The following is a 14,814-nucleotide window of genomic DNA, read 5'->3' as shown; positions in this document are numbered from 1 at the left end:
ACCCACGACCTGCTGATTACAAATCAGCTGCTCTAGCCAGCTGAGCTACACCGGCGACTCATTTTGCGAGTGCAAAGATAGCATGGTTTTTCAATCTTGCAACACAAAATGTATCTTTTTTAAATCTTTTTTTCGATTACATTGCGTTGATTTTTTCAACTAATTGACCTGCAACATCTTCTAGTTTTTTATAAACTCCTTTAAAATGTGCTTTTTTATTCTCAACGTTTTTTGCATTCACTGCTCCGATTAATTCATCGAAAGAAACAAACGCTTCTTCAAGTAATGCATTAGTCTCTGCAGTTGGTCCTCCAGTTGTCATTTCTTGAATATAAATTGCTTGGATGATATCACCTAATACATAGTGAATATCTTTTTTTAGGTTTCTTACGCTTGCCATAATTTCCTTTATTTAGTATTAATTTTACGCAAATCTACAATATAAAAATGGGGTATACTACTCTTTTAAGAAACAAATATCTCTAAGATTGTAGCCTCACCACTTAAACTTATTTGTGTTACTGCTGCTGGTATTAGCACAGTTTGTCCACATCGTATAGAATACACTTCGTCACCTAATGTGATCTCTCCTTCTCCTTCTGTACACACATATAGATAGAATCTAGAAGCATCCTTCTCTTTGTGATAACTTCCTTTTAGAGGTATATAATTCACTGAGAAGAATGGACACGCTACTATTTCGTTAGATACATTCGCATCTTTAGTATAAGTCAACTCTACTTCTTTCTTATCATAGTTGATAGCATCTAGTGCCATATCGATATGGAGTTCTCTAGAATTACCCGAAGCATCTAGTCTATCCCAGTCATATACTCTATAAGTAATATCTGAAGTCTGCTGAATCTCAGCTAATAATACACCAGCCCCAATAGCATGGATAGTACCTGTCTCGATGAAGAATACATCTCCTTTCTTTACAGGTATCTCTTTTAATATAGAAGGCAATGTCTTAGCCTCTAAATGATGTAGATAGTCCTCTTGAGTCACTCCATCTTTAAAGTCTACTACTATTCTTGCATTTTCATCCGTTTGCATCACATACCACATCTCAGTCTTTCCAAAAGACCCATGGCGCTTCTGAGCTAAATCATCATTCGGATGTAACTGTATAGATAAATCTTCTTTTGCGTCTAGAAACTTAAACAAAAGAGGAAACTTCTTATCAAAACGGTTTATAATATAATCACCTAAGATTTCTTCAGGAAACTTCTGAATTAAATCATTTAAACTTAATCCTTCATATACCCCATTTGCGACAACGCTTACATCAGAAGATACACCAGAAATCTCCCAGCTCTCTCCTACCTCATTTGAATCAATATCTTTACCAAGTATTGATTTTAACTTCGTTCCTCCCCAAATTCTGTCTTTCAGAATCGGTTGAAATAGTATCGGATATTGTTTAAAACCCATATATTAATCACTTCTATTAAAAATAAGCTATTGCTTATTTATCTTTCCCAATCGCTATAAAAAACGAGGGTGCAAGTTACAACTTTTCCCATTAGCATACCCTATAATTAATAATCTCCTTTAAAAGAAACAAAGTTTCTAGCAGTTTCATACAATATCACTTCTAACTCTTTATCATCATTAATAAAAGGTCTTAATTTTTGCCATATCACTACTGCGATATTTTCTGCTGTAGGGATTAACTCTAAAAACTCTGGTACATCTAAATTCAAGTTTTTATGATCAAAGTTCTCTTCTATCTCCGATTTTATTAAATCGGATAGTTCTTTTAAATCCATCACAAATCCTGTCTCTGGATCTAGCTCTCCTGTTACCTGAACAATTAATTCATAATTATGTCCATGATAGTTAGGATTATTACATTTACCAAAAACAAGTTGGTTCTTCTCTTCTGACCATTCTTTTCTATGCAAGCGATGTGCTGCATTAAAATGAGCTTTTCTACTAACAGTTAATCTCATACTATTATTTCTTTTGAGCTTCTATAAAATGATAAAACTTAGAAAAAATGATTTTAAACCAAGCTGTATATATATTAGGATTAGCCTCCATATCTTCCTTTATCCCTTCTATAGACATCCATTTCCATGCCTCTACTTCTTCTAGGTTGATATTTGGTTCATCATCGTAATATCCAATCATCACATGATCAAACTCATGCTCTGTCAGACCATTGTCAAATGGGGCTTTATAGATAAAACTAAAAACATCTTTTAGGGGCACTTCGAACCCCATTTCTTCCATTAATCTACGTCTACCAGCCTCTATATTTGTTTCGCCTACACGTTGATGACTACAACAAGTATTAGTCCACAATAAAGGCGAGTGATACTTTTCTGAAGCACGTTGTTGTAACATTACTTCATTATTTTTATTCAAAATAAAAACAGAAAATGCACGATGTAACAAAGCTTTTTCATGAGCTTCTATCTTTTCCATTACTCCTACTTGTTCATCTTGTTCATTTACTAATACCACTAACTCTTCTTTCATACCTAATAATTTATATCAACCTCAAAAATACAAAAAAGATACGGTTAAACTAATCTCTTTATCAGATAGCATCGTTATAAACCTGTCTTTATTCTATAATACTCATTTATAAACGACTACATTCCTTCTTTTGTTATCTACTCCCTCGTTTTATCTTTCAATACTATTCGTACGCAGTGCTTTTCCTTCTAACCACTTCTACTGATTCTTCAACTATTTCTACTTATTTTTTGACTACTTTTGTACAAATGACAATTAGAAAATGGAAAGACAAATCAAACTTATTTGGGATTTTAAAGGGCCTGCTGGAGAAAAAACAGCCGAACATCACGTAATACATCTTAAAGAGTATGTCGCTATAGAACAACTACCTATCTCTATCATAGACTATACAGTACTAGCACCAGAGCATACTATCGCGTATATGGTAGTCAATGATGAGCAAATGAGACAACTAAGAGATATCCTAAAACCACATCGAGGAGAGCTATACGAATAGACCGCATCTGTGAATACATATATCAAGAGGTAACCTATGTAATAAGTTACCTCTTTCTTTTTTACAACTCAGTACATCTTTTAACTATTAAGAAAAAGGACACTATTTTTTTTAATATTCGAATCTATATTTCACTTTTATAAGTACTTTTTCATGTTCTGAAAGGTCTTTTTTTCTATTCTATCTCCTCAATAAGAGCAAAGATCTGTCTTATAAGAAAAAAAGATGTACTTTTTTTTAGCCCTTAAAACAACACAAAACACTAACAAACAACAAGTTAAACAAAAAACATCCTTTATAAACACAAACACCCTCTATAGCATATCCCCTTATAATACAGGTGTTATAAGCAATTCGCTCGACAATTCATGGACAATTACTCGAGATTGGTGGAGCTAGAGGTGACTTTGTCGAACAATCCTCCATTTACTCATCACCTATTCTCCTTCTATCTAAACTGTATGATTACTAAATACCTACCTAAACAAAGTGTCTAATATCCACAAAAAAAGGTGCTCTATAAGAACACCTTTTATCTATATATCTTTTGTTAAGCTAAAGCGACCAAAGTTTCTTTTAGCACTACATAGTTTTTATAATAACTTTCTATAATCTTGATTTTTTTCTTTCCACTATTCACTTCTATATAGCCATCTTGGTTAGTCCACCGCATATATAATGTATCTATATGTATCTGCACATCTTCTGCAGCTATATCTATAACTCTCTCCTGTCCCAATACTTTCTTATAATATATCTTTTCTCCATCAATCGTTATTTTGTTGAGATAAGGATATATTTTAACTACATAGTAGACTAATATAGAAGCCGTCACTACTCCACTTGCTATAGCACTCTCGATATTACTCACCCCGATATCGCCTTTCTTTGCTTTTAATATTAAGATTATAAATAAAATATTTATCATTAAAAGCACCATAGTAACGATACTAATCTTGACTAACGAAGATCGTCTAAAACACGATTTAAATATTTTTTCCATATTTTTAAAAAGAGTATATAAAAAAACCCTCAGTAGTCACCTACTGAAGATTTTAATTGTTCTATTTCTACTATGAACTAGTTCGCTTCTTTACTAATAAACTGAATACGCATTAATCGCAACTCTTCAGTATCATAATCTCCGTCAAACTCAGTCATCGCAGCCTTAATATTATCTGTCTCTGATTCCATAAAGTAATCATAGATTTCTTCTTGCTGATCTTCGTCTAAGACATCATCTATCCAATATGATATATTCAACTTCGTACCAGAATATACGATCTGCTCCATCTCTTTTAGCAGACCATCCATATCTAATCCTTTAGCACTCGCTATATCCGATAAAGATAACTTTCTATCTACATTCTGAATAATATAAAGTTTTAATGCGGAATTAGCACCTGTAGATTTAACAACTAAATCATCAGGTCTGATGATATCATTATCTTCTACATACTTACTAATCACATCTACGAACTCCTTACCATATTTCTTAGCCTTACCTTCACTTACTCCTATAATATTAGACATCTCCTCTAGAGTAACTGGATACTTAAGCCCCATCTCCTCTAATGAAGGGTCTTGGAATACTACGAATGGAGGTACACCATATTTCTTCGCTACTTTCTTACGCAGATCTTTTAGGATACCGATCAGAGCCTCGTCTATCACTAGACTAGCTTTACTAGCGATCACATCCAAATCATTTTCAGCATCAGAATATTCGTGATCTTCAGTCATCATAAATGACTTAGGATTATCTATAAACTGTAGCCCAGCTTCTGTCAGTTTTAACACTCCATAAGCTTCAATATCTTTGCGCAATAAGTCTGCTACTAATACTTGTCTAATAAGAGCTATCCAGTACTTCTCATCGTGATCCTTACCACAACCGAAAAAGTCTAATGTATCTGTCTTATTTACTTTTAACAATGCATTGATTTTCCCAAGTAGAGTGAATACTATTTCTTTCGTCTTATAAGATTGTTTCGTGTCTCTAATTACTTTCAATAATTGAACTACACTATCTTTAGCTTCTACTTTAGTCTTAGGATTACGGATATTATCATCCATATCAGCCCCTTCGCCATTGACTTCGTCAAATTCTTCTCCGAAATAATGCAGGATAAATTTTCTTCTAGACATCGATGTTTCAGCATACGCTACTACTTCTTGTAATAATGCATACCCTATCTCTTGCTCAGCGACAGGCTTACCAGCCATAAACTTCTCAAGCTTCTCTATATCTTTATATGAGTAATAGGCTAGACAGTGTCCTTCACCTCCATCACGTCCAGCTCTACCCGTCTCTTGATAATAACTTTCTAATGATTTAGGAATATCATGGTGTATTACATAGCGTACATCTGGCTTATCTATCCCCATACCGAATGCGATAGTAGCTACTACTACATCTACATCCTCCATTAAGAACATATCTTGATGTTTAGCACGGGTCTTGGCATCTAGTCCTGCGTGATAAGGCACAGCACTGATCCCATTTACCTGAAGTACATTTGCGATTTCTTCTACTTTCTTTCTACTTAGACAGTAGATCACTCCTGATTTTCCTTGGTGTTGTTTAATAAAGCGAATAATATCCGTCTCTACATTTTTCGTTTTAGGACGTATCTCATAGAATAAGTTAGGTCTATTAAACGATGCTTTGAAGGTATTCGCGTTTGGAATTTCTAAGTTTTTTAAGATATCCTCTTGTACTTTAGGAGTGGCTGTTGCAGTCAGTCCTATAATAGGTATATCACCAAGACTTCTAATAATGTTGCGCAGATTTCTATACTCTGGTCTAAAGTCATGTCCCCATTCAGAAATACAATGGGCCTCGTCAATAGCTACAAAAGATAATTTTTCCCCTTGTAAAAAGCTAACATACTCTTCCTTAGTTAAAGATTCAGGTGCTACGTATAGCAACTTTGTAATCCCACTTTTAATGTCTTCCTTTACCTGAGCTATCTCAGTCTTCGTAAGAGATGAATTAAGCACATGAGCCACACCATGCTCTGAAGATAAACTTCTAATAGCATCTACTTGATTCTTCATCAAAGCAATTAACGGTGAAACAACAATAGCAGTTCCCTCTAACACCAATGCAGGTAATTGATAACAAAGAGACTTCCCTCCTCCAGTCGGCATAATCACAAAAGTATTGTGTCCAGAAATAATACTTTTGACCACATCTTCCTGAAGACCTTTGAATTGAGAAAATCCAAAAAATCTCTTTAACTCTTTGTGCAAGTCAATTTCAGTTGATTTCATTATTTTTGTATGGTATTTTACATAAATTTGCAGTACCTAAAGGTACAAAATTTCTTTAGTTCAATCATAATATTTAACATTCGCTCATTTTGAATACATCAATTAACATATTAAACACCGCCAAGAATACTTTACTTTCTGAGAGTGAAAGCATTAAAAAACTAATCGATTATCTAACGGACGATTTTGAAAAAACTGTTAAAGCGATTTTCAACTGCAAGGGGCGAATAATTGTGACAGGAATAGGCAAAAGTTCACTAATTGGAGCGAAAATAGTAGCAACATTCAATTCTACTGGAACGCCATCTATCCATATGCATGCTGCAGAGGCAATGCATGGAGATCTAGGTCTAATCCAACCAGGAGACTGTATCATCTGTATCTCTAATAGTGGTAATAGCCCAGAAATAAAAGTATTAGCACCTATCCTTAAAAGACACAACAATACGCTTATTGCTATCACAGCTAATGAGAACTCGTTTTTAGCAAAAAGTGCTGACTATATCCTATTATCTAAAATAGACCATGAGGCAGAACAGAATAATCTAGCACCTATGAACAGTACTACTGCTCAGCTAGTTTTAGGAGATGCCTTAGCAGCTTGTCTTATAGAATTGAGAAACTTCACTGCAGAAGACTTCGCAATGTACCATCCAGGTGGAGCATTAGGTAAAAAATTGTTACTTTTGGTGCAAAACATACTAAAAAGCGAAAACAAACCTGCGGTATCTCCAGACTCTTCTATCCAAGAAGTAATCGTAGAGATATCAGAGAAACGCTTAGGAGTAACTGCAGTAGTAGATAATGAGCAAATCATAGGAATCATAACAGATGGAGACTTGCGCCGTATGCTACAAAAAAGTAGTAATCTAAACGATTATAAGGCAAAAGACATTATGTCTATCAACCCTAAATCAATAGAGAGTTCTGAGCACGTATCTAAGGCACTGTCTATATTAGAGGACAACTCTATCACGCAATTACTAGTGACACAAAACAACAAATACGTAGGCGTAATCCACCTACATGATATATTAAAAGAAGGGATCGTATAAATATGGCAAACTCAGATAAATCAAAAAAGGAAATGTCTTTCTTAGACCACTTAGAAGAACTAAGATGGTTATTAGTTAGATCTTCAGCATTTATACTAGGAGGAGGGGCAGTCGCTTTTATTTTTAGTGATTTTATTTTTGACAAAATCATCTTCGCACCAAAAAGAAGTGATTTCGTTACCTATCAATTCTTTTGTAAAATAGCACAACGTTTTGATTTCGATAGAAGTTTTTGTTTACAAGACTTACCCTTCGAGATTCAGAATAGAACGATGGATGGACAGTTCTCTGTATTAATTTGGACTTGTATTTCTGCAGGTTTTATTATTGCAGTTCCTTTCATTCTTTGGGAAATATGGAAGTTCATCAGCCCGGCACTTTATACAAAAGAAAAGAAATACGCTAAACTATTTATCGTTGTATCTTCTTTATTATTCTTTATGGGAGTAGTATTTGGATACTACGTTATCACTCCTCTATCTATTAATTTCCTTGCGAACTTACAGGTAAGTGATATCGTTAAAAACCAGATAGATATCAACTCTTATATAGGTCTTGTAAAAACGACATCTATAGCATGTGGTTTAGTATTCGAATTACCGATTATTATTTACTTCCTATCTGTGTTAGATTTAGTTACACCACAGTTCTTAAGAGACTATAGAAAGTACGCTATCGTATTAATATTAATAATCGCTGCTGTAATAACTCCACCAGATGTAGTGAGCCAGATTATAGTATCTATTCCATTACTTATTCTATACGAAGTGAGTATCTACATCTCTCTCTTCGTACACAAAAAGAATAAGAAGATAGAAGCGAGTAAAACAAAACAAATTGACTAATCTCATATTTTAAAATCATGAAATTAAGAGCTGATAATTTAATTAAGATGTACAAAAAACGCAAAGTCGTTAAAGGTATATCAGTAGAGGTTAATCAAGGAGAGATCGTAGGACTACTAGGACCTAATGGTGCTGGTAAAACTACATCATTCTATATGATTGTAGGATTAGTAAAACCTAACAGTGGAAATATATACTTAGACAACACGGATATAACAGACTTCCCGATGTATAAACGTGCACAACATGGTATCGGGTACTTAGCACAAGAGGCTTCTATCTTTAGAAAACTAAGTATAGAGGACAACATCCTAAGTGTACTACAACTAACGAAACTCTCTAAAAAAGAACAAGAGGCGAAAATGGAATCTCTAATAGAAGAGTTCAACTTAAACCATGTACGTACTAACCGAGGAGATGTACTATCTGGAGGAGAAAGAAGACGTACAGAAATCGCTAGAGCATTAGCTACTGATCCTAAGTTTATTCTTCTAGATGAGCCCTTCGCGGGAGTTGACCCTGTGGCAGTAGAAGATATCCAAAAAATCGTTGCGAACTTAAAAAACAAAAACATTGGTATTCTTATTACAGATCACAACGTTCAAGAGACTCTTGCTATTACAGACAAAACGTATCTTATGTTCGAAGGAGGAATCTTAAAAGCAGGTGTTCCAGAAGAGCTAGCAGAAGACGAAATGGTACGAAAAGTGTACTTAGGTCAGAATTTCGAACTACGTAAAAAGAAACTAACGTTCTAAATAAGAATCAAAAGCTACTTTTACATATTTAACAGTTAATATTTATAGTTCTTTTAATTTCTGAGATTATTGTGTTTTTTATAATTAGAAAAAACGTGAATTATCCTAAAAACACTGTACTTTTTGTGAAAGTAACATTTTGTCTCTACTCAGAAAAAACTATATTTGACACTTTAAATAGTAAAACTCTTTTTTTTGACTATTTAGAAACTATATATTTGCAAAAAAATAACAATGAAAAATATAATTGCGCTAAAACTATCACTTTTCTTCTGCACTATGCTATTGCTAGGTTCGTGTGCATCTAGAGAGAGTGTTGTATACTACCAAAACGTTGAGGATGTATTACTAAAAGAGTCTAATGATAATAAATTTGAGACTCGTTTAAGAGCAGATGATTTGCTAATGATCATTGTATCTGCAGAAGATCCTGAAGCAGCTGCTCCGTTTAACTTAGCTAATACAATGACTACAAATCCTAACAATCCTGCTGGTAGTGGTACTATGACTCAACACTTATACTTAGTAGATAGTGATGGGAATATAGAATTTCCTGTATTAGGAACTATTAAAGTAGGTGGTAAAAGCAAAAAAGAAGCTGTAGAAATACTGTCAAAACAAATAAGCCAATATATCAATAACCCTATTGTCAACATGAGAATCATGAACTACAAAGTGACAGTACAAGGGGAGGTAAATAAGCCAGGTGTACACACTATCAATAGTGAGAGACTTACATTAGCTGAAGCAATAGCATTATCTGGTGACCTAACAGTATATGGAAAAAGAGACAATATATTACTGATAAGAGAAATAGATGGAAGAAGAGTTCCTATCCGTGTAGACATGACTAAAGCGGACTTTATGGTATCTCCATACTATTATTTAAATCAAAACGATATTGTATATGTAGAGCCTAACAAAACAAGAGTAAACTCTTCTGTAGTAGGACCTAACTTAAGTTTAGGATTATCTGCATTATCACTTTTAGTAACTGTAATAGCACTTGCTACAAAATAGAAAAATGGAAAACAAATTTGACAATCAAGAAAACTCTAATATAAACATACGAGAAGAACTAGAGAAATATTTAGTTCACTGGAGATGGTTTGTATTAAGTGTTTTTATTACTGTAGCTTTAGCTTTCGTTTATTTACGTTATAGCCAGAAGATATATTCTATCAATACTTCTATCATTGTAAAAGATGAAAAAAGAGGTGGTGGAATAGCGTCTGAAATGGCAGCATTCGCTGACTTAGGGATGTTCTCTGGTGGTAAAAGTAATGTAGAAAACGAGACACAAGTACTACAATCAAGAAGTCTTGCAGAAAGAACAGTTAGAAGATTACAATTAAATATAGCTTTAATCAATAACGATAGATTTGTAAAAAAGGATTTATATGGTAATAGTCCTGTTTCTATCAACTTTGTAGAGCGTGTTTTTGACTTTGATGATATCGAGTATTCATTTATTGTTAAAGATAGAACTGAATCGTCTTTCTTGTTATTAAATGATGAGGAAGAAGAATTAGGTACTTTTAAATATGATGAACCTATTTCTACTATATTAGGTAAACTTATCGTAACTAAGAATGCTCCTAAAAAAACAGGAACACTAGATGCTCTTAAAAAAGAAGGTGGTGAAGAAACTGTAAATGAAATACTAGTACAAGTAAAACCTGTCCAAAAAGTCGTTGATTATTACGTAAAAGAGGTAAAAATAGCTCCTACTGATAAGTTCTCTACTGTGCTTGAATTATCATTGTTAAACGCTACGCCAGCGAAAGCAAAAGATTATTTAAACACATTGATTACTTTGTACAATGATGGTGCTATAGCTGATAAACGTTTTATCTCAGAGAAAACTTCAGAGTTCATCGACTCTCGTCTAGTCCTGATTACTGATGAACTAGGTGATGTAGAAAAGAACGTAGAGGGATATAAAGCTAGAAATAGCATTACTGATATTCCTACAGAATTAAAAATTCACTTAGAGAATGCTAATGTTTATGAAAAACAAATCATTAGTAATGAAACCGAATTAAAAGTTATCTCTTCTCTAATAGAGTTCTTAAAAAGCAGCAAACCAAACGAATTACTTCCTGGTAATATAGTATCGACAGATGTTAGCTCTAACAGCTTAATTGATCAATATAATAAATTAGTATTAGAAAGAAATAAGTTAAGTACTAGTACAACTAAGCTTAACCCGGCTATCGTTAAATTAGACGATCAAATCAACTCTATGAAAGCTTCTGTATTAGAAAGCCTTCTAAGAGCCGAGAGCAATCTAAAAATTACACGTAGAGAGTTAGCGTCTAAAGAATCTGAATTAAAATCTAAACTATCTCTTGTACCAAAACAAGAAAGAGAGTTCAGAATCATCGATAGACAGCAAAAGGTAAAAGAGGCTATCTACTTATACTTATTCCAAAAAAGAGAGGAAACTGCAATCGCTTTAGCAGCAACAGAACAAAATGCTAAAATAATCGATGTAGCTAAGAGTAGTGATAAACCAGTAGCTCCTAAAAAAGCAATTATCTTATTAGCCGCTCTTATCATGGGAGGATTAATACCATTTGCTTTAATCTACTTACGTAGCTTATTAGATACTAAGGTTAAGACTAGATTAGACATTGAAGAAAATACTCAAGTTCCATTCTTAGGTGATATACCACACTCTAACGATAATTCCAAAATCGTTAATATTGCGAGTAGAACGAGTACTGCTGAAGCTCTTCGTATCGTTAGAACGAACCTTGAGTTTATGCTAAGTGATGTACAGGAAGGTAATGCTAAGATGATATTCTTAACTTCTACATTCCCTAAAGAAGGTAAAACATTTACATCTGTAAATATTGCAGCTACAATTGCATTATCAGGTAAACGAACTCTTCTTATCGGATTAGATATTCGTAACCCTAGATTAGATGATTATATCATGCTTCCTACTAAAGGCGTATCTGACTACTTATTAAGAAAAGAGGACGATATCAACCAGTATGTTGTAAAAATAGATGGTTACGAAAACATGTATGCTTTACCAGCAGGTACTATTCCACCTAACCCAGCAGAACTATTAATGGGAGATAGAATAGGAGATATGTTTGAGACTCTTAAAAAACAATATGACTATATCATCGTAGATACAGCTCCTGTTAGTTTAGTTACAGATACCTTGTTAATCGCGAAATATGCTGATACGTTCATCTACGTAGCGAGAGCAAACTACCTAGACAAACGTATGCTTAAATTACCTAATGACTTACACAAAGAAGGTAAACTTCCGAATATGTCAATTATCTTAAATGATACTGAGACAAACAAAGGATATGGTTATGGATACGGATATGGTTATGGATATGGCCAAGATCTAGAAGTAGACAAACGCCCTTGGTGGAAAAAACTAATAAATCTAAAATAAGAACAAAGGTCACTCTTTTATAGGGTGACCTTTTTCATTAATATGATAAAATATTATATCAAAATGTACTAAAACAGAAATATAAAAAGTCTGAATTATCAAATTCATAATTCAACTCTAAAAAGGGTATTAAGCCTAAACAATAACATACATATTTAGTATATTTGCTATATAAATTTCAAGTTTTAAACAAAATATATTTAACGATAATATTGTTTTCATTTAAAGTAAATAAAAAATGACACAAAAATCTAAAATCCTTTACACGTTTACAGACGAGGCTCCAATGTTAGCTACGTATTCGTTCTTACCTATTGTACAAGCATTTGCTAAAACAGCAAGTATAGATGTTGAAACAAGAGATATATCTTTAGCAGGACGTATTCTTGCAACTTTCCCTGAGTTCTTAAAAGAAGAGCAAAGAATCGGTGATGCATTAGCAGAATTAGGAGAATTAGCAAAGACTCCAGAAGCTAATATCATTAAACTTCCAAACATCTCTGCTTCTATTCCTCAGTTAAATGCTGCTATTAAAGAATTGCAAGCTCATGGTTATGCTGTGCCTAACTATACTGCAGATGCTAAAACTGAAGAAGAAAAAGAGATTAAAGCTAGATATGCTAAAATCTTAGGTTCTGCTGTAAACCCTGTGTTACGTGAAGGAAATTCAGATCGTAGAGCTCCTAAAGCAGTTAAAAACTATGCTAAAAAACACCCACACTCAATGGGAGCATGGTCAGCTGATTCTAAAACAAGAGTAGCTTCTATGTCTGAAGGTGATTTTTATGGTAGTGAAAAATCAGTAACTATAGCTGATAACTGTAAATATAAAATCGAATTTGTAGGTACTGATGGTGCTATTAAATTATTAAAAGATTACGCTCCTTTATTAAAAGGTGAAATCATTGACTCATCTGTACTAAACGTAAATAAATTAAAAGCGTTCGTTTCTGAATGTAAAGAAGAAGCTAAGGCAAAAGGTATCTTATTCTCTACTCACTTAAAAGCGACAATGATGAAGGTTTCTGACCCTATCATCTTCGGTGCTGTAGTAGAAGTTTACTTCAAAGAAGTATATGCTAAATATGCTACTTTATTTGCAGAATTAGGTATTATCCCAAATAATGGATTAGGTGATTTATACGCTAAATTAGCTGGACATGCTCAAGAAGCTGAAGTAAAAGCTGCTATTGATGCTGCTATTGCTAATGGTCCTGCTATCGCAATGGTGAACTCTGATAAAGGTATCACTAACTTACACGTTCCTTCTGACGTTATCGTAGATGCTTCTATGCCAGCTATGATCCGTACTTCAGGACAAATGTGGAATGCTGAAGGAAAATCACAAGATACTTTAGCTATCATTCCAGACCGTTGTTACGCTGGTGTATACCAAACTGTAATCGAAGACTGTAAAGCTAATGGTGCTTATAACCCTACTACTATGGGATCTGTTCCTAACGTAGGTCTTATGGCTCAAAAAGCGGAAGAATATGGTTCTCATGACAAAACATTCCAAGCTGACACAAATGGAGTAATCCGCGTATCTGATGATAAAGGAAATATCTTCTTCGAACAAAATGTAGAAGCTGGAGATATATTCAGAATGTGTCAAACTAAAGACGCTCCTATCCAAGACTGGGTTAAACTAGCTGTTAACCGTTCTCGTTTATCTGATACTCCTGCTATCTTCTGGTTAGATGAAAACAGAGCTCACGATAGAGAAATCATCGCTAAAGTAAATACATACTTAAAAGATCACGATACTACTGGATTAGATATCAGAATCTTAAACCCAGTAGAAGCTACTAAAGTATCTGTAGAAAGAATCCGTCAAGGTCTAGATACAATCTCTGTAACAGGAAATGTATTACGTGATTACTTAACAGATTTATTCCCAATCTTAGAAGTAGGTACTTCAGCTAAGATGTTATCTATCGTTCCATTAATGAATGGTGGTGGATTATTCGAAACTGGAGCAGGAGGTTCTGCACCTAAACATATCGAACAATTCATTGAAGAAGGATATTTACGTTGGGATTCTTTAGGAGAGTTCTTAGCATTAGGTGCTTCATTCGAACACTTAAGCCAAACTCAAAACAACCCTAAAGCAATGGTATTAGCTGAGACATTAGACGAAGCTACTGCTAAGTTCTTAGACAATGATAAATCACCTGCTCGTAGAGTTGGATCTATTGATAATCGTGGTTCTCACTTCTACTTAGCAATGTATTGGGCTGAAGCATTAGCTAACCAATCTAAAGATGCTGAATTACAAGCTAAATTTGCTCCTATCGCAAAAGCAATGACTGAAGGTGAGGCTAAAATCAACGAAGAGTTAATCGCTTCTCAAGGTAAAGCTCAAAACATCGGTGGTTATTACCAATCAAATGTAGCTGACACAGCTAAGGCTATGCGTCCAAGTGCTACTTTAAACCAAATTATTGACACTATCTAATATAGCATCGAT

13 protein-coding genes are annotated in these 14,814 nt (G+C 33.9%); 7 read left to right on the top strand and 6 right to left on the bottom strand.

The features are described 5' to 3' along the window. Positions 1 to 136 precede the first annotated feature (136 nt). The 4 genes from AABL87_RS08890 to idi all read right to left on the bottom strand — a co-directional run bounded on the left by AABL87_RS08890 (position 137) and on the right by idi (position 2,487). Entirely contained in the window at positions 137 to 400 is a 264-nt protein-coding gene (locus AABL87_RS08890) for a hypothetical protein (protein ID WP_006260203.1), read from the bottom strand. A 65-nt stretch (positions 401 to 465) separates the two neighbouring features. Continuing rightward, entirely contained in the window at positions 466 to 1,434 is a 969-nt protein-coding gene (locus AABL87_RS08885; protein WP_006260204.1) for a type I phosphomannose isomerase catalytic subunit, read from the bottom strand. A 107-nt stretch (positions 1,435 to 1,541) separates the two neighbouring features. Next, on the bottom strand, positions 1,542 to 1,955 hold the full coding sequence (locus AABL87_RS08880; protein WP_006264406.1) for a 6-pyruvoyl trahydropterin synthase family protein: 414 nt from the start codon (positions 1,953 to 1,955) through the stop codon (positions 1,542 to 1,544). Positions 1,956 to 1,959: 4 nt separating this feature from the next. Next, complete coding sequence (gene idi / locus AABL87_RS08875; RefSeq protein WP_006264407.1) at positions 1,960 to 2,487, bottom strand: isopentenyl-diphosphate Delta-isomerase; 528 nt, start codon at positions 2,485 to 2,487, stop codon at positions 1,960 to 1,962. 262 nt (positions 2,488 to 2,749) lie between these two features. On the opposite strand from idi, the gene AABL87_RS08870 reads away from it, so the two are divergent. Further along, the gene (locus AABL87_RS08870) at positions 2,750 to 2,986 is read left to right on the top strand and encodes a hypothetical protein (RefSeq protein WP_006261952.1); all 237 of its coding nucleotides are present in this window, start codon (positions 2,750 to 2,752) and stop codon (positions 2,984 to 2,986) included. 550 nt (positions 2,987 to 3,536) lie between these two features. Here AABL87_RS08870 and AABL87_RS08865 read toward each other — a convergent pair. Beyond that, positions 3,537 to 3,989, bottom strand: a complete 453-nt coding sequence (locus AABL87_RS08865; protein ID WP_006261953.1) for a hypothetical protein — start codon at positions 3,987 to 3,989, stop codon at positions 3,537 to 3,539. A 77-nt stretch (positions 3,990 to 4,066) separates the two neighbouring features. After that, a complete protein-coding gene (locus AABL87_RS08860) occupies positions 4,067 to 6,262 on the bottom strand; it encodes an ATP-dependent DNA helicase RecQ (protein ID WP_006260209.1) in 2,196 nt (731 codons plus the stop codon). A gap of 89 nt (positions 6,263 to 6,351) precedes the next feature. Between AABL87_RS08860 and AABL87_RS08855 the strand changes: the two genes are divergently transcribed. From AABL87_RS08855 to AABL87_RS08830, 6 genes are all read left to right on the top strand, one after another. Continuing rightward, positions 6,352 to 7,317, top strand: a complete 966-nt coding sequence (locus AABL87_RS08855) for a KpsF/GutQ family sugar-phosphate isomerase (RefSeq protein WP_006260210.1) — start codon at positions 6,352 to 6,354, stop codon at positions 7,315 to 7,317. Positions 7,318 to 7,349: 32 nt separating this feature from the next. After that, entirely contained in the window at positions 7,350 to 8,162 is an 813-nt protein-coding gene (gene tatC, locus AABL87_RS08850; protein WP_006260211.1) for a twin-arginine translocase subunit TatC, read from the top strand. A 17-nt stretch (positions 8,163 to 8,179) separates the two neighbouring features. Next, a complete protein-coding gene (gene lptB, locus AABL87_RS08845) occupies positions 8,180 to 8,920 on the top strand; it encodes an LPS export ABC transporter ATP-binding protein (protein WP_006260212.1) in 741 nt (246 codons plus the stop codon). Between the two features lie 234 nt (positions 8,921 to 9,154). Continuing rightward, positions 9,155 to 9,940 carry a polysaccharide biosynthesis/export family protein gene (locus AABL87_RS08840; protein WP_006260213.1) on the top strand — a complete coding sequence of 262 codons (786 nt, stop codon included), beginning with the start codon at positions 9,155 to 9,157 and terminating at the stop codon, positions 9,938 to 9,940. A 4-nt stretch (positions 9,941 to 9,944) separates the two neighbouring features. Then, positions 9,945 to 12,344: a GumC family protein gene (locus tag AABL87_RS08835; RefSeq protein WP_006267056.1), complete on the top strand. Its 2,400-nt coding sequence runs from the start codon at positions 9,945 to 9,947 to the stop codon at positions 12,342 to 12,344. A gap of 238 nt (positions 12,345 to 12,582) precedes the next feature. Further along, the gene (locus AABL87_RS08830; protein WP_016650485.1) at positions 12,583 to 14,802 is read left to right on the top strand and encodes an NADP-dependent isocitrate dehydrogenase; all 2,220 of its coding nucleotides are present in this window, start codon (positions 12,583 to 12,585) and stop codon (positions 14,800 to 14,802) included. The last annotated feature ends 12 nt before the right edge of the window (positions 14,803 to 14,814 follow it).

It is taken from the genome of Myroides sp. C4067 (genome assembly GCF_038039665.1).
In the GTDB taxonomy this organism is placed as follows: domain Bacteria; phylum Bacteroidota; class Bacteroidia; order Flavobacteriales; family Flavobacteriaceae; genus Flavobacterium; species Flavobacterium odoratimimum.
This window is presented reverse-complemented; position numbering and strand designations above follow the sequence as displayed.